This is a genomic window from Caulobacter sp. DWP3-1-3b2, from assembly GCF_049896325.1.
GTDB lineage: Bacteria > Pseudomonadota > Alphaproteobacteria > Caulobacterales > Caulobacteraceae > Caulobacter.
Genome location: NZ_JAFCUB010000033.1, coordinates 17433 through 39014 on the forward strand (window position 1 = coordinate 17433; position 21582 = coordinate 39014).

The following is a 21582-nucleotide window of genomic DNA, read 5'->3' on the forward strand; positions in this document are numbered from 1 at the left end:
CCGTCGTCATGGCGCGACCCCTCGCCGCCCCTCGCGACGAGACCATCAGAACCAAGGCACGGCTCGCGGTTTCGCGGGCCGCGCGACGTTGAGTGTCACCATGACCGACCAGACCGAAAACCAGAACGACAGCGCCAACGAGGCTGAAGAGCCGATCGTCGATACGACGACCCTGGCCGCCTCGGTCGATCCGCAGGGCGATGACGCCGGCGGCGACGAAGAATCCGAAGTGGGCGCCACTGTTGCGGCGATGGGCCTGAAGACCATGTCCCTGCAGGAACTGAAGGAGAAATCCCCAGCCGACCTGCTGGCCTTCGCCGAGACCTTCGAGGTCGAGAACGCCAACTCCATGCGCAAGCAGGACATGATGTTCGCGATCCTCAAGACCCTCGCCGAGGAAGGCGTGGAAATCTCGGGCTCGGGCACCATGGAAGTTCTGCAGGACGGGTTTGGCTTCTTGCGTTCACCGGAAGCTAATTATCTTCCTGGTCCAGACGATATCTATGTGTCGCCCTCGCAGATCCGCAAGTTCGGCCTGCGGACCGGCGACACCATCGACGGCGCCATCCGCGCGCCGCGCGAAGGCGAGCGCTACTTCGCCCTGACCGGCGTGACGCTGATCAATTTCGAGAGCCCCGACAACGTCAAGCACAAGATCCACTTCGACAACCTGACGCCGCTCTATCCCGAAGAGCGACTCAACATGGAACTGCCCGATCCGACCATCAAGGATCGTTCGGGCCGGATCATCGACATCGTGGCGCCGCTGGGCAAGGGGCAACGCTGCCTGATCGTGGCCCCGCCGCGCGTCGGCAAGACGGTGATGTTGCAGAACATCGCCAAGTCGATCGAAACCAACCATCCGGAAATCTACCTGATTGTCCTGCTGATCGACGAGCGCCCGGAAGAAGTCACCGACATGCAGCGGACGGTGAAGGGCGAGGTCATCGCCTCGACTTTCGACGAGCCGGCGACCCGCCACGTTCAGGTGGCCGAGATGGTCATCGAGAAGGCCAAGCGCTTGGTCGAGCACAAGCGTGACGTCGTCATCCTGCTGGACTCGGTCACCCGTCTGGGCCGGGCCTACAACACCACCGTCCCGTCGTCGGGCAAGGTGCTGACCGGCGGCGTCGACGCCAACGCCCTGCAGCGTCCCAAGCGCTTCTTCGGCGCGGCGCGGAATGTGGAGGAGGGCGGCTCGCTGTCTATCATCGCCACCGCCCTGATCGACACCGGTAGCCGTATGGACGAAGTGATCTTCGAAGAGTTCAAGGGCACCGGTAACTCGGAAATCATCCTGGACCGCAAGGTCGCTGACAAGCGCATCTTCCCGGCCATCGATGTGCTGAAGTCCGGCACCCGCAAGGAAGAGCTGATCACCCCGCGCGACCAGCTGCAGAAGACCTATGTGCTACGCCGTATCCTCAACCCGATGGGCGCTTCGGACGCCATCGAGTTCCTGCTCGAGAAGATGCGCCAGTCGAAGACCAACGGCGATTTCTTCCAGTCGATGAATACCTAGAACCCATTGTCGCACGTGAAACATCAGGGGCGGCGGGAGTGGTCCCGTCGCCCTTTTTCAATCTTCGTCCGTGCGTTCTGACGCGCGCCGGTCACGGGATCAGCAAGGTCGCGCCCGTCGTCCGTCGACCTTCCAAAGATTCGTGCGCGGCGCGGGCCTCGGCGAGTGGGAAGCTCTGGCCGACCTCGATCTTCACCTCGCCCGACGCCAGCACGGCGAACAGGGCCGCAGCGCTTTCGTCGAGCTCTTCGGTCGTTACGATATAGTCGAACAGCCTGGGCCGGGTCAGGAACAGCGACTTGCCCGCCAGCTCCAGCGGGGTGATCGCCGGCGCTGGCCCGGAAGCGTTGCCGAAAGTGGCCAGAACGCCGCGTCGACCTAGGCTCTTGAGGCTGGCCTCGAAGGTGTCCTTGCCGACGCCGTCATAGACGATGGCTACACCCTGGCCGCCGGTGATCTCGGCGACCCGGGCCGAGACGTCCTCCTGGCCGTACAGGATCACATGGTCGGCGCCGTGATCCCGGGCGAGGGCGGCCTTGGTCTCGGACCCAACCGTCGCGATGACCGTCGCGCCCAGCGCCTTGGCCCACTGGACCAGGATCGACCCGACGCCGCCGGCGGCGGCATGGATCAGCGCGGTCTGACCCGCTTCGATCTTGTGGCAGCGCCGAACCAGGAACTCGGCGGTCATACCCTTCAGCAGTACCGCCGCCGCCGTTTCGAGGCTGACCGTGTCCGGGACCTTTACCGCTCGGTTGGCGGGAACCACGGCGGCCTCTGCATAGGCGCCGAGCGTGCCGTTATAGGCGACGCGGTCGCCGACGACGAACCGGGTAACGCCGTCTCCAACTGCCTCGACGATCCCCGCCGCCTCAAGACCCAGCACAGCCGGCATCTTCATCGGATAGAGGCCGCTGCGGTGATAGGTGTCGATGAAGTTCAGCCCCACCGCCTGGTGCCGGACCAGGATCTGGCCAGGCCCAGGCGAAGGGACCGGGAGATCGACGCGCTCAAGCACCTCGGGACCGCCGGCGCGGGCGGCTTGTATGGCCAGCATGACGGTCAGCCCAGCTTGGACTTGAAGAAGGACAGGGTGCGCGCATTGGCCCTACCCGCGGCGCTCGCGTCGTAGTGCTCGCCGCCCACCCGGGCAAAGGCGTGATCGCAACCGGGATAGGTTTGAACCTCGATCTGCAGATGGTCCTTCAGCGCGCCCAGGATCACCTTCTGCGCTTCCTTCGGCACGAATTGGTCTTCCTCGGCGATGTGCATCAGCAGCGGACGGGCCAGTTTGTCAGCCTCGCCGACATGTTTCTCGATTCCGACGCCGTAATAGGCGACGGTGGCGTCGCTGTCGGTGCGGGCAGCGGTCAGGAAGGCCAGCAGCCCGCCCAGGCAGTAACCGAGCGCTCCGACCTTGCCATTGACGGCGGGCAAGGCGCGGGCGGCGGCGATGGTCGCGGCGATGTCCGAGACGCCGGCCTCGACGTCGAAGGCGTTATAGAGCTCGAAGGCCCGCTTCCATTCGGCTTCGCTCTGGTCGGTGATGTCGATACCCGGTTCGATGCGCCAGAAAAGATCGGGGCAGATGGCCATGAAGCCCTGGGCCGCGAGGTTGTCGCAGACATCGCGCATGACCTTGTTGACACCGAAGATTTCCTGGATGACGACGATCGCCGGCGCTGGCTCGACCGAAGGGCGCGCCACATAGGCCGAGAAGGCGCCGTCCGGGGTGTCGATCGTGAGGGTCTCACTCATGGGGGCTCTCCGTATCCGCAAGGCGTCGATGGGACTTTCGACCGAAGCGCTCTAACGTGGTCCGACGCGCCTGACGCATAACAATGTCGTGCCCTACCCGAAGGGAACCAACCATGAAGATGACTATCGAGATCGATTGCACGGCTGTCGAGGCGCGAGCCTTTCTCGGCCTTCCCGACGTGACGGCGCTGAATGACCATATGGTCAAGGAGATGCAGAGCCGCATGGATGCGAACATGGCCATGCTGGCGCCCGAAGAGCTGATGAAGAACTGGATGGCGTTCGGTAGCGGCGCCCAGGACCAGTTCCGCAAGCTGATGACGGCGGCGGCCGGCGCCGCGGTCGGGGGCATGGGCGGCAAGCGCGAATGAACGACACGATCTACGCGCCGGCCACCGGCGCGGGGAGGGCGGCGGTGGCCGTCATTCGGGTGTCGGGCCCGCGTTCCGGCGGCGCCGTCCGCGCCCTGGCGGGAGCCCTGCCCAGGCCGCGTCGGGCGGCGCTACGACAGCTGAGCCATGCTGGCGTCGCCCTCGATGACGCTTTGGTTCTGTGGTTCGAGGGCCCTGCGAGCTATACCGGTGAGGACGCCGCCGAGTTTCACGTGCATGGCGGCCGCGCCGTGGTCGAGGCTGTACTGCAGGCCTTATGCGCCGAAGGCCTGCGACTGGCGGAGCCGGGCGAGTTCACGCGCCGCGCTTTCGAGAATGGCAAGCTGGACCTGACCCAGGCCGAGGGCGTGGCCGACCTCATTGACGCCGAGACCGAGGCGCAACGCCGTCAGGCGCTTGGGCAACTGGGTGGCGCGCTGAGCGAGCGCTATGAGACGTGGCGGGAACTCCTCGTCCAGACGCTGGCCATGTTGGAGGCCGCCGTGGATTTTCCTGACGAGGATCTCCCCGAGGATGTCGCGGGGCGTGCGCGCCCAGGCCTCAAGCTTCTTGAAGCAGAGATTGGCGTGGCGTTGAGCGACGCCGCGCGAGGTCGCCGGGTTCGAGACGGCTTTCGCATCGCGCTCGTCGGGGCTCCGAATTCCGGCAAGAGCACCTTGCTCAATGGCCTGGCGGAACGCGACGCCGCCATTGTCACCTCAACGCCAGGCACCACGAGAGACATCATCGAGGTCCCGATGATCCTGGGCGGCTACAAGGTCCTGGTGGCGGACACCGCGGGTCTACGGGCCACTGAAGACACCATCGAGGCCGAGGGCGTTCGCCGGGCTCAAGCCTGGGCGCGCGATGCCGACCTGCGGCTATGGGTCGTCGACGCTTCGATGTTCCACGTGAAACAAGGCGACGACTACGACGTCACCCGCCCCGGAGACTGGGCGGTGATCAACAAGATCGACATCGTCGACAAGGCTCGGCTCGGCGAGGTGCGTGATGCCCTGTCCGCCCGGGGGTTCCTTGTCGTCGAGATGGCCGCCCGGAAGCCAGGGGGCGCGGAAGCCGCGCGAGCGGCGTTGGCGTCCCACGTGGTTGACGCTCTGTCTGGCGCGGAGTTCCCCGCCGCGACGCGCATCCGTCACGCCGAAAGCCTGACCGAGGCCCGCCGCTTTATACAACGCGCCCTGTCCGATGTTGGTCTGGAGGTGGAGCTCGCGGCAGAGGACGTCAGGCTCGCCGCGCGCGCCCTGTCCCGCATCACGGGCCGGATCGATCCCGAGGATGTTCTCGACCGCGTGTTTTCAAGCTTCTGCATCGGCAAGTGATGTTCCACGTGAAACATCGCCTTGAACCATCCACAGCCTAATCACAGATGTATGGCGACTGTTTCACGTGGAACAGCCGCGACCGACTCGCCCACGCGGTGAGTCCCGCGTATAAGGTTCTCTGCGCCCCCGCTGAGACGGGGGCGTTCGCATTGAGGCGCGCCGCTTGTCCAACACCTGGGATGTCATTGTCATCGGCGGCGGTCACGCTGGCTGCGAAGCCGCCTCTGCGTCGGCCAGGGCCGGCGCGCGCACGCTGTTGCTGACCCACAAGCTCGAAACCGTTGGCGAAATGTCGTGCAACCCGGCCATCGGCGGGCTGGGCAAAGGCCATCTGGTTCGCGAGATCGACGCCTTGGATGGCCTGATGGCGCGGATGGCGGACAAGGCCGGCATCCAATATCGACTCCTGAACCGCTCCAAGGGGCCCGCCGTGCGCGGCCCCCGTTCCCAGATCGATCGCAAGCTCTATCGCGAGGCGGTGCAGGCCGAGCTGTTTTCCCACGTGAACCTGGACGTGATCGCCGCCGCCGCTGAGGACTTGATCGTCGAGGGCGGCGTCGTCGCCGGTGTGGTTGACGGGGAGGGCGGCGCCTATCGCGCGCCGCGCGTCGTGCTGACCACGGGCACCTTCTTGAAGGGCGTGATCCATCAGGGCCAGACTCGCACCCCGGCCGGCCGTGTAGGCGACGCGCCTTCGATCGGCCTGTCGGACCGGCTCTACGCGCTCGGCTTTGACATGGGCCGCCTCAAGACGGGCACGCCCGCGCGGCTGGACGGCAAGACCATCGCTTGGGATCGCCTGGAAATGCAGGCCGCCGACGAGGACCCCGAGCCGTTCTCGTTTCTCAATTCCACGGTGGACGTGCCCCAGATCCAGTGCGGCATTACCTATACGACCGCCGAGACCCACAAGATCATCGCCGACCGCCTGGGCGAATCCGCCGTCTATGGCGGCCGCGCCACCGGGATCGGCCCGCGCTATTGCCCCTCGATCGAGGACAAGGTCGTCCGCTTCGCCGACAAGACCAGCCACCAGGTCTTCTTGGAGCCAGAAGGCCTGGACGACGACACGGTCTATCCTAACGGCATATCGACCTCGGTCTCGCCCGAGACGCAATTGCTGTTCCTCCGCACCATGCCGGGCCTCGAGACCGTCGAGGTCATCCGGTATGGCTATGCGATCGAGTACGACTATGTCGACCCGCGCGAGCTCTACCCGACCCTTGAGACCAAGCGCCTGGCCGGACTCTACCTGGCGGGTCAGATCAACGGCACGACGGGTTATGAGGAAGCGGGCGCCCAAGGCCTGGTCGCCGGCCTGAACGCCGCGCGGGCGGGGCAGGGCAAGGAGCCCGCGATCTTCGCCCGCGATGAGGCCTATATCGGCGTGATGATCGACGACCTGGTCACCCGGGGCGTCACCGAACCCTATCGCATGTTCACCAGCCGCGCCGAGTTTCGCCTGGTGCTGCGGGCCGACAACGCCGACCAGCGCCTGACCGATCGCGGCCTTGAACTGGGCTGCGTGGGGAAGGACCGTGCAACCGCCTGGTCCATGAAGAAGGCCGAGCTTGCGGCCGTTCGGGCCTTTGCCCGTTCGGTCAATCTGACGCCGGCCGCCGCCGTGAGGGCCGGCTTCAAGGTTAATGCCGACGGCCAGCGCCGCGACGTCCTGGCCATGCTCGCCCTACCGGAGGTTACGCTCGACGGCCTGACCTCGGTATGGCCGGAGATTTCCACGTGGAGCCCGATGGCCCGCGAGCAGATCGAGATCGAGGCGGCCTATGCCGGCTATCTCGACCGCCAACGCATCGACGCCGAAGCCTTCCGCAGGGAAGAGGATCTGCGCCTGCCGGGCGATCTGGACTACGCCTTGGTGGGCAGTCTGTCGAACGAGGTGCGCGAGAAGCTGCAGCGCGTCAAACCTCTCACCCTGGGCCAGGCGGCCCGTATCGAAGGCGTGACGCCAGGAGCCCTGACGGCGCTGCTGGCCCATGTGCGGCGCGCCCGTGCAGCCTGATCCCATGACCGACCTGATCATCGAACCGCTCGAGCCCCTCGACGCAGCCGCCTTCCAGCGGTTAACGGCATGTAGCGAGGCCCAGCTGTCCGACCTGCGGCGTTTTCAAGCCCTGCTCACCGAGTGGAACGCCGTGATGAACCTGGTGGGGCCGGCCTCGCTACCAAACTTCTGGAACCGCCATGCCTGGGACAGCGCGCAACTTCTGAAGCTGGAGCCCGAGGCCAGAATCTGGGCCGACCTGGGCGCCGGCGCTGGCTTGCCGGGCGTGGTGCTGGCGATCCTGTTGAAGGACACGCCGGGCGCCAAGGTCCATCTGATCGAGAGCATGACCAAGCGTTGCAAGTTCCTGCACGCGGTGGTCGATGACCTGAAGCTGCCCGCTGAGGTTCATAACGGTCGCGCCGAGGAGCTCGACCTCAAGGTCGATGTCGTCACGGCTCGGGCCTGCGCGCCGATGGTCAGACTTCTGGGTTACGCCCAGCCCTACCTGAAGCGCGGCGCGACGGGCTGGTTCCTGAAGGGACAGGATGTCGCTGCGGAACTGGTCGAGGCCGCGACCTATTGGAAATTCGAGTCCGACCTGCGGCCCTCCCTGAGCGACCCGCGAGGCCAGATCGTGCAAGTGAAAGGGCTTAAAAGTGTCCGTAAAGTCTGACCAACCGCTGCGCGTCCTGGCGATCGCCAATCAGAAGGGCGGGGTCGGCAAGACCACCACCGCGATCAATCTGGGCACGGCCCTGGCGGCCTGCGGCGAACGGGTGCTGCTGATCGACGCCGATCCGCAGGGCAATTGCTCGACGGGCCTGGGCATCACCCGCATGCAGCGCAAGACCACGCTCTATGACGTGTTGATGGGCGAGAAACCGGTCGTCGACGCCGCGGTCCGCACCGAGCTGCCGGGCTTGGACGTCATTCCCGCCGACGCCGACCTGTCGGGCGTCGAGATCGAGCTTGGCCAGGTAGCGCGCCGGTCCTACCGTTTGCGCGACGCCCTGGAGCCGCTCCGCGCCGGCGGCCCCTACACCTATGTGCTGATCGACTGCCCGCCCTCGCTGAACGTGTTGACCGTCAACGCCATGACCGCCGCCGACGCCGTGTTCGTGCCGCTGCAGTGCGAATTCTTCGCTCTGGAGGGCCTCACTCAGCTGATGCGAACCATCGAACGCGTGCGCGGCAGCTTGAATCCCAAGCTGGAAATCCAGGGCGTGGTGCTGACCATGTACGACCGCCGCAACAGTCTGTCCGACCAAGTGGCGCGGGATGTTCGGCAACACTTTGGCGACAAGGTCTATGACGCGGTCATACCCCGCAACGTCCGGGTGTCCGAGGCACCGTCGTTCGGTAAACCCGTGCTGCTCTATGATCTGAAATGCGCCGGCAGCCAGGCTTACCTGCGTCTGGCGCGCGAAGTGATCACGCGTGAAAAGTCACGGTTGGCCCAAGCGGCGTAGAGCCCGCTTGAGGATAACCATCCAAGTCATTGTCTGAGTTGAATGTTGAGCGCGTGCGGGAGTCGGTTGTGGTGGGAGAGCCGGGGATGTCTGAAGGTCGTCGTGGTCTGGGTCGGGGCCTGTCGGCTCTGCTCGGCGAGGTCGAATCCGCGCCCGCCCAGGCCCCCGGTGATACCGTGGGAGGGTCGCGCGAAGCCCCGATCGAACTGATCCGCCGTAACCCCAACCAGCCGCGCCGGACATTCCGCGAGGATGACTTGGTAGAACTTTCGGACTCGATCCGCGAGAAGGGCGTGCTGCAGCCGATCCTGGTCCGCCCCGCCGCTGGCGCCCCAGGCGAGTACCAGATCGTCGCCGGCGAGCGCCGCTGGCGAGCCGCGCAACGCGCCGGCCTCAAGACCATCCCGATCATGATCCGCGAGTTGGACGATTTGGCGGTGCTCGAGATAGGCATCATCGAGAACGTCCAGCGCGCCGACCTCAACGCCTTGGAAGAGGCGCTGAGCTACAAGGTGCTGCTAGAGAAGTTCGGTCGCACCCAGGAAGCGATCGCCCAGACCGTCGGCAAGAGCCGCAGCCACGTCGCCAATACCCTGCGCCTGCTGAACTTGCCCGACGCGGTGCAGTCCTACGTGACCTCGGGTGAACTGACCGCCGGCCACGCCCGCGCCATCGCCTCGGCTCCGGATCCGACGGCGCTGGCCAAGGAAGTCATCGCCAAGGGCCTGTCGGTCCGCGACGCTGAGGCCCTGGCCCGCCGGACCCCGCACGCCGCCGGCGAAGTTCGCGCCAAGTCGGCCGGTGGTCGTCCCGCCAAGTCGAAGGACACCGACACGCAGTCGCTGGAAGCCGACCTGTCGTCGCTGCTCGGCCTCGATGTCGAGATCGACGACCGTGGCGGGGCCGGCGCCCTGACGATCCGCTATGCGACGCTCGAGCAACTCGATGACCTCTGCGGTCGCCTGACCCGCGCCATCTGAGCCCGAAAACGGACCCGTCTGTCGCGCATGGAGCGGACCGTTGCCGTGGCCCTGCCGGCTCTGTTTTCGACAGGCGAGATTGATCTGGTCGCAAACGGGCGACAACCTATTGATCCATAGGTATTATTCTGAGGAAATGGCGTGAAATTGGTCGCCGTCGGATCTGTCGTTTTCCACAGTTTTGAAGATCTAGAACTAAGCTGAAGCTTGACGGCGCAAGCGACTCCTAATCTGGCGCTGACCTTTTACCCCAACGGCTTGCTACAGCCCCAGCCGCCGCGCCTTGCCGGCGATCTGCAGGGCCAGACGCTCGGAAATCAGCTGGTCGGGCGAGCCGGAGGTCTTGCAGGCCTTGTCGGCGGCCAGCACCTCGGCCTGGACCATCAGCAGCTGGTCCAGCGTCCAGGCGCGGGCCTGGCGCAGGAATTCGCGCTCGGTCTTCCAGAACACGCCCGACGCCTTGGCGGCTGCGGCCAGGTCGATGCCGTTTTTGTGCAGGGTCAAGGTGCGGCGGAGGCGGCCCAGATGGTAGCCCATGGCTCTCACCGCTGCGGGTCCGCCCTCACCTTCGGCGGCGGCGCGGCGCAGGCCGGCCTGGGCGGGACCCAGGCGGCCGCCAAAGGCGTCGACGGCGGCGTCGCCCAGCGAGGCCTCGGGCTCGACCCCCAGGAAGTCGGTCAGGTCGGCCGGGGTGGCCACAAAGCCGCTGCCCGGGTTCAGATAGAGCGCCAGGCGCTCGATCTCGGCCCGGGCCACGCCGCGCTCCTTGGGCAGGCGCGAGACGAACAGGTCCAGAGCCTCGCCGTTCAGACTGACCTTGTCCTTGGCCAGGGTCTCGCGGGTCAGGCGGGCCAGGTCTCCGGCCTCGTCCTCGTAACAGGGGATAACCGCCGCGCCGGTCGACTTCTCGGCGGCCTTGCGCAGGGCCGAGTTGCGGTCGAGCGCCCCGGCTTCGATCAGGAACAGGGCGTCCGGGTTGAGCTGGCCCTCCACATGGCGGGCGAGGGCCTCGGCGGCCTGTTTGTCGGGTCCAGCCTTCTCGCCCGTCAGCCGCAAGCGCACCAGGCGGCGCCCGCCCATCATCGACAGGGCCGACAGCTCGTCCTCCAGCTTGCCAGCCTGGCTGTCGAGATCGCTCTCGGTCAGCTGGGCGGTGTCGAAGGGATCGTCGGGCCGCTCGAACAGCCGCTTGGCCAGTTGGTCGGCGCGATCGCGCACGACTCCTCGATCACGGCCATAGATCACCACGGCCCGGATCTCGCGGGACGGGTCCTTCAGGAAGCGTTCGATGTCCGGTCGCTTCGACAGGATCATGGGCTAGGATCCTAGGCCTTGGCCTTGCCCGCCAACCAGACGGCCAGGTCGAGCTGGATCTTGCGCGCCACCTCGGTCGCCGCCCGCTCCTGCCCGTCCTGCTGAGCCGCGATGGCGGCATAGGGCTGGTCGGCGGAGTCGTAGGTCACTGCGGCGTTGGCCGTGCCAGCGCGCACCGTCAGGCCGGTCTTGGCGTCCAGCAGCTGCCAATAGGCCGTCAGGTTCAGCTCGTAGCGGTTGGCCACGTTGTCGACGCGCACGCCGCGAGCGTAGCGCATCTCCTTCAGCGTGAAGACCAGCTTGTGCGAGGGCAGGACATTGACGTCGCGCGCCAGGGCGTCGTCCAGCTGCTCGCGCACCAGATAGCCTGAGCGGCCTTCGGGCGCGACCACCTCTATGGCGCCCAGGCCCTTGGTGACGACCTGCGGTCCGTACAGGGGCGTGAAGCCGCAACCCGCCAGGGCCACGGCGGAGGCGGCGATCAGGGCCGCCGGAAAGATCTTTAAGAGCGGAAAGCGTTTCATCGATCAGCCGGCCACGATGTTGACGATACGGTCTTTCACCACGATCACCTTGCGAACAGTCAGGCCCCCAAGGTGGGCCAGGACGGCGGCGTCCGCCAGAGCGATTTTCTCCACCTCGGCCTCGGCCGTCCCGGCCTTGACCTTGATCTCGCCGCGACGCTTGCCGTTGATCTGGATCGGCAGCACGCGCTCGTCGTCGGCCGCCAGGGCCGCGTCGGCCTTGGGCCACGGCGCGTCGACCACCATGCCGCTTTCGCCCAGATGGGCCCAGGCCTCTTCTGCCAGGTGGGGCGTGAAGGGTGAGATCAGGCGCGCCAGGATTTCCAGCGCCTCGGCGCGGGCGGCCAGGACACCCTGAGACGCGCCCTCGGCCGGGGCGGCCTTCAGCATGTTCAGGAACTCATACAGACGCGCCACGCCGCTGTTGAAGCGGAAGCCCTCGATCGAGTCGGTGACGAAGCCGATCAGGCGGTGCGCGCCCTTGCGCAGGGCCAGGGCGGCGGCGTCGCTGTCATCATGGGCGAAATCGCCCGCTGGCTGGCTGTCAAACTCATTCCACACGCGGTGGGTGAATCGCCAGGAGCCTTCGACACCGCTGTTGGTCCACTGCACGTCGCGCTCGGGTGGGCTGTCGCTCATCACGAACAGGCGGGCGGCGTCGACGCCGTAGGCCTCGAAGATGTCCTCGGGGGCGACGACGTTCTTCTTGGATTTCGACATTTTCTCGATGTCGCCGATGGTGATCGGCTCGCCGGTCGTGGCGTGGGCGGCCGAGCGTGCATTGCCCTCGACGGTGATACGGATGTCCGAGGGCTCAACCCACTCCCCGGCGGCGTTCTTGTAGGCCTCGTGGGTGACCATGCCCTGGGTGAACAGGCCAGCGAACGGCTCCTCCACCGACAGCAGGCCCTCGTCCTTCAGCGCCCTGGTGATGAAGCGGGCATAGAGCAGGTGCAGAACCGCGTGCTCGACGCCGCCGATATATTGATCGACCGCCATCCAGTGGTCGGCCGCGTCCTTGTTGATCGGTTCGGCCGCGGTCGGGTCGGTGAAGCGGGCGAAGTACCAGGAGCTGTCGACAAAGGTGTCCAGCGTGTCGGTTTCGCGCTCAGCCTTGCCGCCGCAGGTAGGGCAGGTGGTGTGACGCCAGGTCGGATGCCGCAGCAGCGGATTGCCCGGCTTGTCGAAGGCGACGTCGTCGGGCAGCACCACCGGCAACTGATCTTCCGGCACGCCGACGGGGCCGCAGGCCGCGCAGTGGATCACGGGGATCGGGCAACCCCAATAGCGCTGCCGCGAGACGCCCCAGTCGCGCAGGCGATAGACGGTCGCGCCCTGGCCTTGGTCCATGGCCTCGATGCGCGCCACCGCCTCGGTCTTGGCCGCCTCGATGTCCAGACCGTCCAGGAATTCGGAATTGAAGATCGCGCCGGGGCCGACATAGGCCTCCTTGCCGACGTTGAACGTCGCGGCGTCTTCGCCCGGCGGCAGCACCACCGGCAGGACGGGCAGGTCGTACTTGCGGGCGAAGTCCAGGTCGCGCTGGTCATGGGCCGGGCAGGCGAAGATCGCGCCCGTGCCGTAGTCCATCAGGATGAAATTGGCGATCCAGACCGGCAGGGTCTTGCTGTTGTCCAGCGGGTGGACGACCCGCAGCCCGGTGTCGCGGCCCAGCTTCTCGGCGCCTTCGATATCGGCCTCCGACGTCCCGCCCCGGCGGCACTCGGCGACAAAGGCGGCCACGGCGGCGTCGGCCGCCGCCAGTTGCTCGGCCAGCGGATGCTCGGGAGCGATGCCCACGAAGCTGGCGCCGAACAGGGTGTCAGGGCGCGTGGTGTAGACCTCCAGGCCGGTGGCATGACCCTCGGGCGCGACGCCGTCGAACTTGAAGGTGAACCGCAGGCCCTTGGACCGGCCGATCCAGTTCTCCTGCATGATCCGGACCTTCTCGGGCCAGCGATCCAGGGTCTTGAGGCCGTCGATCAGGGCGTCGGCATAGTCGGTGATACGCAGGAACCACTGGGTCAGCTTGCGCTTCTCCACTGTCGCGCCCGAGCGCCAGCCCTTGCCGTCGATGACCTGCTCATTGGCCAGGACGGTCATGTCGACCGGATCCCAGTTGACCGAGGCTTCCTTGCGATAGACCAGGCCGCGCTTCAGCAGGCGCAGGAACCAGGCCTGCTGCTTGCCGTAATAGGCCGGGTCGCAGGTGGCGAACTCGCGCGACCAGTCGATTGAAAGGCCCAGAGCCTTCAATTGCTCGCGCATGGCGGCGATGTTGTCGTAGGTCCAGGCCTTGGGGTGGACGCCGCGCTCCATTGCGGCGTTCTCGGCCGGCATGCCAAATGCGTCCCAGCCCATCGGATGCAGCACGTTGAAGCCCTGGGCGCGCTTATAGCGGGCCACGACGTCGCCCATGGCGTAGTTGCGCACATGGCCCATGTGGATGCGCCCCGAGGGATAGGGGAACATCTCGAGCACATAGTATTTCGGACGCGCGTCGCGGGTGATCGGCGTCAGGAAGGTGTTGGCGTTCGCCCAGGCGGCGCGCCACTTGGGCTCGGTGTCTTTGGGATTGTAGCGGGCCATGAAACCAGACTGTAGGTGCGGGGCGTCACGCCTCTGGCGTAATCCGCGGAAGTCTTAAGCGGTTTCGGCCCAGGCGCGCCTTGTAAAAGTGCGAACGGGAGCCTTTTGTCACGCGGACAAAGGGCTCCCACGAAGAACCAGGGAAGCCCTAGTTCTTGATGTTGGAAAGGCGAAGCTGACGGGCTCGCGTCAGGATGGCGTTCTCGACGTCGGTCGCCGTCTGCTCGGTGGCCGTGCTGTCGCTCCAGGTCCCGCTGGCGTCCTTAACCTGCTTGAAGATCGTGACGTTCAGGCCGTCGGCCCGAAGGCGAGTGTCAAGGATGTAGACCGTGGCCTTGAAGCGCTCGTCCGGCTTTTCTGGATTGGAGTACCAGTCGGTGACGATCACGCCGCCGTAAGGGTCGGCCGAGGCCAGGGGCATGAAGGCCAGGGTGTCCAGGCTGGCGCGCCACAGGAAGCCGTTGACGCCAATCGCGCCCGAGGCGGCCGGGGCCTGCTTGGAGCGTCCGAGATTGAAGGGGTTGAAACCCGGCTCATCGCTTTGGCTGGTGAAGGTCCTGGGACCCTTGGTGCTTCCGCAGGCGGATACGCCCACGACAACCGACAACGCCAGAACGCCAGCGGCGACGCCGCGCAACACCGACCCACGCTCAAACGCCATAGTACCTCGCTCCAATGTCTCGCCGACGCGATCGCGCATCCTGGCGCGCCCCCGCAGCCGGAAGCGGTCTATAGCATGGTCGCGCCGCGTCAAAACAGGAATCGCGTGGCAGGACCGCCACAGGCGCCCGCTGAATCGACTCTTGCGACGCTTGCTCCGATCCAACGGCGGTTGACCGCGTTGTACTCAGGCCTTTAATCGATTTTCAGGGAACCCAATCCTATATGTCGGTTGACCTATATCGGGTCCGGGTTGGGGCAGGTTCGAGTAGCGATGTTCGCGGCACGGTATTTCATGGCTGGGGCTACGGCGTTGATCCTGTTGGGATCGACGACGATGGTCCATGCCCAAAGCAAGCCTCGCGCGGACTTCACCGTCAAGAACGACTTCAGCAAGCCCGCCCAGATCGCGCCCTTTGCGCCGGAAGGCCCGAAGCAGTCCCTGAAGTGGGACGCCAAGAAGGGCAAGTGGGGCCTCAAGCTCGACCTCGACCGGCCGCTTAATCGTGAGATGGAGCTGAAGGACGTCCAGGCAGGGGCCTATTACAGCGTCACCCCGTCGATCCGGGTTGGCGGCGCCGTGGCCTTGGGCGACAACAACCCCGCCCTGAACGCCCGCAAGAACGAGATCCAGGAAACCGCGCCCCGCGTGAAACTGGAAACCGCCTTCAAGTTCTAGGCGCCGAAGGCTTCCACTGCTGCTATTCCGATGATCCCGCTATCCAGCAATTGGTCGACCGTGCTCGCCCGCACGCCGCCCAAGGCATAGACCGGCGTCGGGACGGCCGCGACGATTCGTTTCAGCGCCTCAACGCCGAGCGGCGGACCGGCCGAGGGGCTGGCGCTGGAGAAGATCGGCGACACCACCAGCGCATCCGCCCCCGCCGCCGCGCCCGCCCGCGCCGCGTCCTCGCCATGAGCGGCCACGGTCAGCCACCAATGGGCATGACGCGCGCGAATCGCGGGAAGTTCGGCAGTCATGCGTTCCGGCAGGTGCAGGCCGTCGGCGCCGAGCCGTTCGGCCAGCTCAGCGTTCGCGCCGATCAGCAAAAGGAGGCCGCGCCGGTAGGTGATTTGCCTGAGTTTTTGGCCCCGCGCCTCGGCGTCCGGAGCGCCAAAGGCTCGAAACACCACAGCGGCGCCGGGAGGCAGGCGCTCGGCTACGCCTTGGGGATCGGGCGTGCGCAGCGGATCGGTGAAGAACAGGAGGCGCGGGGCCGGCTTTCCGCTCACGAGCCATGGGCGAAACCGCGTAGCCGTTCTAGACAGGACCTCCATCTCGTCGATCGCGCGTCTTGAATCCATGTCTGACGTCTACTCCTCGGTTCAATCCCGCATCCAGGCCGCCGCGCTCGCAGCCGGCCGACCGGCCGACGCCGTGACCTTGGTGGCGGTGTCCAAGCTGCAGCCCTGGGACCATATCGCCCCCATTCTCGACGCGGGCCAGCGGGTGTTCGGGGAAAATCGCGTTCAAGAGGCCATGGGTCGCTGGAGCGAACGACGATCCGAGGTCGAGCTGCGGCTGATCGGACCCTTGCAAAGCAACAAGACCCGCGACGCCGTGGCTTTCTTTGACGTCATCGAAAGCCTCGACCGCGAGAAACTGGCCCGTGCCCTGGCGGGCGAGATCCAGAGCCAGGGCAAGGCGCCGCGCCTGTTCGTCCAGGTCAATACCGGCGAGGAGCCGCAGAAGGCCGGCGTGCTCCCCGATCAGGCCGAGGCCTTCGTCGCCCTCTGTCGGGGCCTGGATCTGCCCGTGGACGGGCTGATGTGCATTCCGCCAGCCGACATGGATCCCACGCCGCATTTTCGGATGCTGGGCGAGATCGCGGCGCGCAACGGCCTGTCCGAGCTCTCGATGGGCATGAGCGACGATTTCGAGATCGCCATCGCCTGCGGCGCCACCTCGGTCCGCGTGGGTTCGGCGCTGTTTGGGTCGCGCGCCTAGAGCATTTCTCGACCTGCTGCGTCAGGCCGTGAGCTCTAATCTTTTGTTTTGAGGCATTTTTCTTCACGCGAACCGGAACCACTTCGCTCGAAAAATGCTCTAGTCGGCGACGATCTCCACCGCGTCGCCCGGCCTGGCCTCGGCCAGCAGCGCCTCGACATCGGCCCGCGCCAGGGCGACGCAGCCTTCGGTGCCTGGATAGTCGTCCCGCGCCAGGTGCAGGAAGATCGCCGAACCCAGGCCGTCGACCGGCGGATCGTCGTTGTGGCCGAGCACCAGGACCAGATCGTAGATTTCGTCATCGCGCCACATCCGCTCGGCGCTGGCCGGATAGGGCAGGGTCACCGGTCGATTATAAGCCCCATCGCCCAGCGCGTCGCACCAGCCATCGTGGCGTGCGATGGGCGCGGCGGGCAGGGCGGTGGTCGGGCCGTTTGGATAGGCATCCGGCCGATAGAGCACGCGGCGGATCGGCCAGGCGCCCAGCGGGCTCCGATTATCGCCCTCGCGCTTGTCGATCGCCGCGATCACCCCGGCCTTGCCCAGCGCGCAGCGCACGGTGTGACCGTTCAGCGTCATCTGGCCGTCGGCATGGGCGCGAAAGGTCATCGAGCGGCGGCTTGTCCAGAAGCGCCCTTGGCGCCGGGGGCCGCAGCGGTGCATGTTCCCGCTCATGGCGCAACGCAAAACCCTTCTCCTGGTCGATGACGACGATGATCTGCGCGGCGCGCTCGCCGAGCAATTGGCCCTTCACGAGGAGTTCACCGTCGCCGAGGCTCCGACGGCCGGCGATGGCGTGCGGATGGCCCGTGAACTCAAGCCCGACCTGGTTTTGCTGGACGTTGATCTGCCCGACATGGACGGCCGCGAGGCCTGCCGGCTGATGCGCAAGAACGGGGTCACCGCCCCGGTGATCATGCTGACGGCGGCGGCCAGCGACAGCGACACCATCCTAGGGCTGGAGTCCGGCGCCAATGACTATGTCACCAAGCCCTTCCGCTTCGGTGTGCTGCTGGCCCGCATCCGAGCCCAGCTGCGCAGTTACGAGGCCTCGGAAGACGCCCTGTTCCGGATCGGGCCCTACGAGTTCCGCCCGTCCGCCAAGCTGCTGATCGACGAGAAGCAGAAGAAGGTCCGGCTGACCGAGAAGGAAACCAACATCCTGAAATACCTCTACCGCGCCGGCGCCAAGCCGGTGTCGCGCGAGGAACTGCTGACCGAGGTCTGGGGCTACAACGCCGGGGTCACGACCCATACGCTGGAGACCCACGTTTACCGCCTGCGCCAGAAGATCGAGCCCGACCCAGCGATGGCGCGGATCTTGATCACCGAGATGGGTGGGTACCGACTTCAGCCTTGAGTGGCGGCTGGGGAAAGGCGCATGCGCCTGTCCCCAGCCCAGCAAAAAGTCCCGGTCGCTGTGCGCGACCGGGACTTTTTCCAATTCAGCGATCCGCCTGAAATCAGGCGTTTCCGATCACTACGCCCTCGGCTTGGGCCTTGCGGGCCGCATAGACTCCGGCGAAGTCGATCGGGTCGATCAGGAAGGGCGGGAAGCCGCCCTCACTGGTGACATCGGCGATCAGGCGACGGGCGAACGGGAACAGGAAGCGCGGGCACTCGATCAGCAGGACGGGTTCCAGATCGGCTTCCGAAACGCCGCCAATGTGGAACAGGCCGCCGTACAGGACCTCGACATGAAAAACCGGCTGTTCGTCGCGCGTGGCGCGGGCCGACAGCTTCAGGTCCACCTCAAACAGGCCGTCGGTGCGGCCCCGGGCGTTCATCTCGACGCCCATGTCGATGGCGGGCGGCGGGCCGCCGGCGCGCAGCGAGTCGGGGGCGTGCGGGCTCTCAAATGAGAAGTCGCGCACGAACTGGGCGATGATGCGGATGCCGGTTTCCGTCCCTGCGGTGTCGTCCTGCGGGGCGGTCGGAGCGGCGGTCGTGTCGGTCATGGGCGATAAATCCGTATTCGGCGTCGAAATTGGCCGCTAGGAGAGAGCGGGGCTGCTAACACGCGGGCGACTGGCACGCAACGCCGGGCGCCTGTCGCGCGAGCTCGTCTGTCCTATATAGGATAGATGTCCCGGCTGGGCGCCCGTCTTGGCCGCCCGACCCTGGTGAATGAGCGGAAACTGTCGTGTTTGAATGGATTATCCTCGCGGTTCTGGCCGCGGTCATCCTCTACCAGCTCTACGCCACCCTGGGTCGCCGGGTTGGACGTCAGCCCGAGGACGCCCCCGCCGCCGTGCCGGCTAGCGCCCTGCCGCATGACGTCAAGAGGCCCGAAGTGGCCGGCGAGGCGCTCAGCGGCCTGGCCGCCCTGCGCGCCCGGCAGTCCGATTTCGATATCGGCCACTTCCTGAGCGGATCTCGGCAAGCCTATGAGCTGATCGTCAAGGCCTTTGCCGCCGGCGATCGCGAAACGCTCAAGCCGTTGCTGGCCGAGGACGTCATGGCCAATTTCGAAGGCGCCATCGCCGCCCGCGAAGCCGAGGGCCGCACCGAAAAGGCCGAGTTCCTGGCCTCTCCGCGCACCGATCTGGACTCCATCACCGTAGAGGGCGACGTCGCCAAGGCGGTGGTGCGCATCTTGGCCGAGGTTCGCACCCGCTCGACCAGCGCCGCTGGCGAGGCGGTCGACGATCGTCGCACAGCCGACCTCTGGACCTTCCAGCGCGACCTGAAGAGCAAGAACCCCAACTGGACCCTGGTCCGCGTCGACGTCGCGGAGGCCTGATGCCGCGTCTTTGGGGGGTTCGAGGAGGCTTGGTCGCCGCCTTCGCCGTCCTGGCGCTCGCGGCCTGCGCCACCACGGCGCCGATCAAGCCGACCGGACCCGTCGCCGTGGGGCATGGGTCGGTCGAGACGACGCCGACCGCGCCCGGAAGCGTCGTGGCGTTCGCCGACCTGGCCGGCTGGTCGCAGGAAGACCACCTCGGCGCCCTGGACGCCTTTCGCCAGGGCTGCGGCGTGGCCACGGACCCTGCCATGGCCGAGGTCTGCCGCAAGGCCCGCGCCGATCGCCCGGCCGACGACGCCGAGGCGCGCCGCTTCCTGGAAATCAATTTCCGACCCGAGCAGATCCCCGGCCAGGGCACGCTGACCGCCTATTTCGCCCCGGAATCCGCGGCGCGGATGTCGCGCTCGGCGGAGTTCAGCGCCCCTCTTCGGGGCAAGCCCGTCGACCTGGTGGTGTTGGACCTGGGTCAGTTCGAACCCGGCTTCGCGGGCAAGAGGGTCACCGGCCGGGTCGAGGGCGGCCAGTTCACGCCCTATCCCGACCGCGCGGCCATCGAAACCACGACCGAGAGCCGCCCCTTGGCCTGGATGCGGCCCGAGGAGCTGTTCTTCCTGCAGATCCAGGGCTCGGGCGTGCTGATCCTGCCGGACGGCCGCCGCGTGCGCGCCGCCTTCGCGGGCAGCAATGGCCGGCCGTTCGTCGGCATCGCCGCCGCCATGCGCGAACGCGGGCTGCTGCCCGACAACAACACCTCGGGCGATGCGATCCGGACCTGGCTGGCTGACCATCGAGGCCCCGAGGCCGACGCCATCATGCGGTTGAACCCTCGCTACGTGTTCTTCCAGACCCTGGCCGACGACGGCAAGCAGGCGGTGGGCGCGGCGGGGATCCCGCTGCCGGCTGGCCGCGCCATCGCCATCGACCCCAGCAAGCATGCGATGGGCGAGCTCTACTGGCTCGACGCCAGCGCGCCCAAGCTCAGCGGCGCCTTCCCCGCCTACCGCCGCCTGGCGGTGGCGCTCGACGTGGGGGGGGCGATCAAGGGCGACGTGCGGGCCGATCTCTATGTGGGCACGGGCGCGGCGGCCGGAGCCGAGGCCGGGCGCGTGCGCCATGAGCTGCGGCTCTACCGGTTGGTTCCCCGGGGCTAGCGATGAAACGGCCGCCCCGCCAGGACGAGATGCGCCTGTGGGGGATGGTCACCGCCACGGTGAAGGCCAAGGCGACCCAGAAGGCCGTTGGTTGGACCCGCAAGGCCGAAAAGTCGCTGGCCCAGCCCACGACGCTCCAGCCGCTTGCCCCGCTGCTGCTCGACCCTCACAGCCTCAAGCCGGCGGGAAACAAGCGCTCGCCCGGTCCGCTCGAGGGCATCGAACCCAACCGCAAGCGCAAGATCGCCCGCGAGCACACGCCGTTGGACGCGCGCCTCGACCTGCACGGCCTGGATCAGGACCGCGCCAAGCCGGTGCTTGAGGCCTTCCTGCGCCGCGCCTGGCAAGACGGCCATCGCGCCGCCCTGGTGATTACCGGCAAGGGCCGGATCGGGCAGGGCGTGCTCCGGTCACGGACGCCTGAGTGGCTGGCCGGCCCCGCCCTGCGCGACATCGTGGCGGGCGTCTCGCCGGCCGACAAGCGCCACGGCGGCGACGGGGCCTTCTATGTGGCGCTGAAGCGGCGGCCGCCTAGGGTCTGAACGCGCCCAGCGGTCGCCACGATTGTGGCGCCAAGCTTCGCCGCACTTCCGGAGACGCGCATGGACATCGAAATCGGAGCCGAGGCCAAGGACAAGAGCTTCAACCGGCGCGTGGCGATCACCGTGGTGGCCCTGTCGATCTTCATGGGCCTGTGCGGGGTCAAGGACGGCAACATCGTCCAGGCGATGCAGCAGGCCCAATCGGATGGCGTTGACGCCTGGAACGAGTACCAGGCCACCAAGACCAAGCTGCACATCGACGAGACGGCCCAAACCCAGGTCCGGTTGCTGGCTCTGTCCGCTGGCGCGCGCCCGCTGGCGGCGGTCGATGTCGAGGTCCTGCGGCTAGGGACCGAGATCGCCAAGTACAAGGCGGAGGTCCCTATGCTCAAGGCCAGGGCCGAGGGGTTTTCCGCTCGATATGACGCGCTCAACGTCCATGACGATCAGTTCGATGCTTCCGACGCCCTGATCTCGATCGCCGTCTCCATCGCGGCCGTGGCGGCGTTGGTGGAGATCTCGGCGGCGCTCTGGGCGTCCTGGGCCTTCGGAGCGCTTGGCGTCATCATGGGCCTAGCGGGCTTCCTGGGCTGGAGCCTGCACTCGGCGCTCCTCAGCAAGCTGCTGGGCTAGAGCATTTCCCGACCTGACTGAGTCAGG

At 66.7% G+C, this 21582-nt stretch carries 23 protein-coding genes; 14 read left to right on the forward strand and 9 right to left on the reverse strand.

Annotated features, from left to right (window positions below):
- Positions 1–100 precede the first annotated feature (100 nt).
- Positions 101–1522 (forward strand): transcription termination factor Rho, encoded by a 1422-nt coding sequence (gene rho, locus ACP7AG_RS17130; RefSeq protein WP_426010395.1) that lies wholly within the window; start codon positions 101–103, stop codon positions 1520–1522.
- 91 nt (positions 1523–1613) lie between these two features.
- On the opposite strand, the gene ACP7AG_RS17135 is transcribed toward rho, so the two are convergent.
- Both ACP7AG_RS17135 and ACP7AG_RS17140 read right to left on the reverse strand, forming a co-directional pair.
- Positions 1614–2579, reverse strand: coding sequence for a quinone oxidoreductase family protein (locus tag ACP7AG_RS17135; RefSeq protein WP_426032304.1), 966 nt, complete (start codon positions 2577–2579; stop codon positions 1614–1616).
- Between the two features lie 5 nt (positions 2580–2584).
- Positions 2585–3280, reverse strand: a complete 696-nt coding sequence (locus ACP7AG_RS17140) for a dienelactone hydrolase family protein (RefSeq protein WP_426032306.1) — start codon at positions 3278–3280, stop codon at positions 2585–2587.
- A 113-nt stretch (positions 3281–3393) separates the two neighbouring features.
- Between ACP7AG_RS17140 and ACP7AG_RS17145 the strand changes: the two genes are divergently transcribed.
- The 6 genes from ACP7AG_RS17145 to ACP7AG_RS17170 all read left to right on the forward strand — a co-directional run bounded on the left by ACP7AG_RS17145 (position 3394) and on the right by ACP7AG_RS17170 (position 9448).
- Positions 3394–3651 (forward strand): DUF6489 family protein, encoded by a 258-nt coding sequence (locus tag ACP7AG_RS17145; RefSeq protein ID WP_426010391.1) that lies wholly within the window; start codon positions 3394–3396, stop codon positions 3649–3651.
- Complete coding sequence (mnmE, locus tag ACP7AG_RS17150) at positions 3648–4991, forward strand: tRNA uridine-5-carboxymethylaminomethyl(34) synthesis GTPase MnmE (protein ID WP_426032308.1); 1344 nt, start codon at positions 3648–3650, stop codon at positions 4989–4991. The genes ACP7AG_RS17145 and mnmE overlap by 4 nt, the downstream gene beginning before the upstream one ends.
- Positions 4992–5157: 166 nt before the next feature.
- Positions 5158–7014: a tRNA uridine-5-carboxymethylaminomethyl(34) synthesis enzyme MnmG gene (gene mnmG, locus ACP7AG_RS17155; protein WP_426032310.1), complete on the forward strand. Its 1857-nt coding sequence runs from the start codon at positions 5158–5160 to the stop codon at positions 7012–7014.
- Positions 7015–7018: 4 nt separating this feature from the next.
- Positions 7019–7672 carry a 16S rRNA (guanine(527)-N(7))-methyltransferase RsmG gene (gene rsmG / locus ACP7AG_RS17160; protein ID WP_426032312.1) on the forward strand — a complete coding sequence of 218 codons (654 nt, stop codon included), beginning with the start codon at positions 7019–7021 and terminating at the stop codon, positions 7670–7672.
- A complete protein-coding gene (locus ACP7AG_RS17165) occupies positions 7656–8468 on the forward strand; it encodes a ParA family protein (RefSeq protein WP_426010385.1) in 813 nt (270 codons plus the stop codon). The genes rsmG and ACP7AG_RS17165 overlap by 17 nt, the downstream gene beginning before the upstream one ends.
- An 86-nt stretch (positions 8469–8554) precedes the next feature.
- The gene (locus tag ACP7AG_RS17170; RefSeq protein ID WP_426010383.1) at positions 8555–9448 is read left to right on the forward strand and encodes a ParB/RepB/Spo0J family partition protein; all 894 of its coding nucleotides are present in this window, start codon (positions 8555–8557) and stop codon (positions 9446–9448) included.
- Between the two features lie 261 nt (positions 9449–9709).
- Here ACP7AG_RS17170 and holA read toward each other — a convergent pair whose 3' ends face one another.
- From holA to ACP7AG_RS17190, 4 genes are all read right to left on the reverse strand, one after another.
- Positions 9710–10762, reverse strand: a complete 1053-nt coding sequence (holA, locus tag ACP7AG_RS17175) for a DNA polymerase III subunit delta (protein WP_426010381.1) — start codon at positions 10760–10762, stop codon at positions 9710–9712.
- A gap of 11 nt (positions 10763–10773) precedes the next feature.
- Complete coding sequence (lptE, locus tag ACP7AG_RS17180) at positions 10774–11286, reverse strand: LPS assembly lipoprotein LptE (protein WP_426032314.1); 513 nt, start codon at positions 11284–11286, stop codon at positions 10774–10776.
- 3 nt (positions 11287–11289) lie between these two features.
- Positions 11290–13875: a leucine--tRNA ligase gene (gene leuS / locus ACP7AG_RS17185; RefSeq protein ID WP_426032316.1), complete on the reverse strand. Its 2586-nt coding sequence runs from the start codon at positions 13873–13875 to the stop codon at positions 11290–11292.
- A 148-nt stretch (positions 13876–14023) separates the two neighbouring features.
- A complete protein-coding gene (locus tag ACP7AG_RS17190) occupies positions 14024–14551 on the reverse strand; it encodes a DUF3576 domain-containing protein (RefSeq protein WP_426011284.1) in 528 nt (175 codons plus the stop codon).
- 279 nt (positions 14552–14830) lie between these two features.
- Here ACP7AG_RS17190 and ACP7AG_RS17195 point away from each other — a divergent pair, with 279 nt between their 5' ends.
- Entirely contained in the window at positions 14831–15214 is a 384-nt protein-coding gene (locus tag ACP7AG_RS17195) for an NtrZ family periplasmic regulatory protein (protein ID WP_426010377.1), read from the forward strand.
- Here ACP7AG_RS17195 and ACP7AG_RS17200 read toward each other — a convergent pair.
- Positions 15211–15840, reverse strand: coding sequence for a thiamine phosphate synthase (locus tag ACP7AG_RS17200; RefSeq protein ID WP_426032318.1), 630 nt, complete (start codon positions 15838–15840; stop codon positions 15211–15213). The genes ACP7AG_RS17195 and ACP7AG_RS17200 overlap by 4 nt on opposite strands.
- Between ACP7AG_RS17200 and ACP7AG_RS17205 the strand changes: the two genes are divergently transcribed.
- The gene (locus ACP7AG_RS17205) at positions 15839–16483 is read left to right on the forward strand and encodes a YggS family pyridoxal phosphate-dependent enzyme (protein ID WP_426032320.1); all 645 of its coding nucleotides are present in this window, start codon (positions 15839–15841) and stop codon (positions 16481–16483) included. The genes ACP7AG_RS17200 and ACP7AG_RS17205 overlap by 2 nt on opposite strands.
- Before the next feature lie 99 nt (positions 16484–16582).
- Here ACP7AG_RS17205 and ACP7AG_RS17210 read toward each other — a convergent pair whose 3' ends face one another.
- Positions 16583–17092 carry a L,D-transpeptidase family protein gene (locus tag ACP7AG_RS17210; protein WP_426032322.1) on the reverse strand — a complete coding sequence of 170 codons (510 nt, stop codon included), beginning with the start codon at positions 17090–17092 and terminating at the stop codon, positions 16583–16585.
- A gap of 64 nt (positions 17093–17156) precedes the next feature.
- Here ACP7AG_RS17210 and ACP7AG_RS17215 point away from each other — a divergent pair, with 64 nt between their 5' ends.
- Positions 17157–17843 (forward strand): response regulator transcription factor, encoded by a 687-nt coding sequence (locus ACP7AG_RS17215; protein WP_426010371.1) that lies wholly within the window; start codon positions 17157–17159, stop codon positions 17841–17843.
- Between the two features lie 103 nt (positions 17844–17946).
- On the opposite strand, the gene secB is transcribed toward ACP7AG_RS17215, so the two are convergent.
- Positions 17947–18441 carry a protein-export chaperone SecB gene (gene secB, locus ACP7AG_RS17220; protein ID WP_426010370.1) on the reverse strand — a complete coding sequence of 165 codons (495 nt, stop codon included), beginning with the start codon at positions 18439–18441 and terminating at the stop codon, positions 17947–17949.
- Between the two features lie 185 nt (positions 18442–18626).
- Here secB and timA point away from each other — a divergent pair, with 185 nt between their 5' ends.
- Genes timA through ACP7AG_RS17240 form a run of 4 tightly spaced genes read left to right on the forward strand, consistent with a single transcriptional unit; the run spans position 18627 to position 21555 of the window.
- Positions 18627–19226, forward strand: coding sequence for a TIM44-related membrane protein TimA (gene timA, locus ACP7AG_RS17225; RefSeq protein WP_426010368.1), 600 nt, complete (start codon positions 18627–18629; stop codon positions 19224–19226).
- Positions 19226–20380: an MltA domain-containing protein gene (locus ACP7AG_RS17230; RefSeq protein WP_426032324.1), complete on the forward strand. Its 1155-nt coding sequence runs from the start codon at positions 19226–19228 to the stop codon at positions 20378–20380. Before timA ends, ACP7AG_RS17230 begins: the two co-directional genes overlap by 1 nt.
- A 2-nt stretch (positions 20381–20382) precedes the next feature.
- On the forward strand, positions 20383–20922 hold the full coding sequence (locus ACP7AG_RS17235) for a Smr/MutS family protein (RefSeq protein WP_426032327.1): 540 nt from the start codon (positions 20383–20385) through the stop codon (positions 20920–20922).
- Positions 20923–20982: 60 nt separating this feature from the next.
- The gene (locus ACP7AG_RS17240) at positions 20983–21555 is read left to right on the forward strand and encodes a DUF4337 domain-containing protein (protein ID WP_426032329.1); all 573 of its coding nucleotides are present in this window, start codon (positions 20983–20985) and stop codon (positions 21553–21555) included.
- Positions 21556–21582 lie beyond the last annotated feature (27 nt).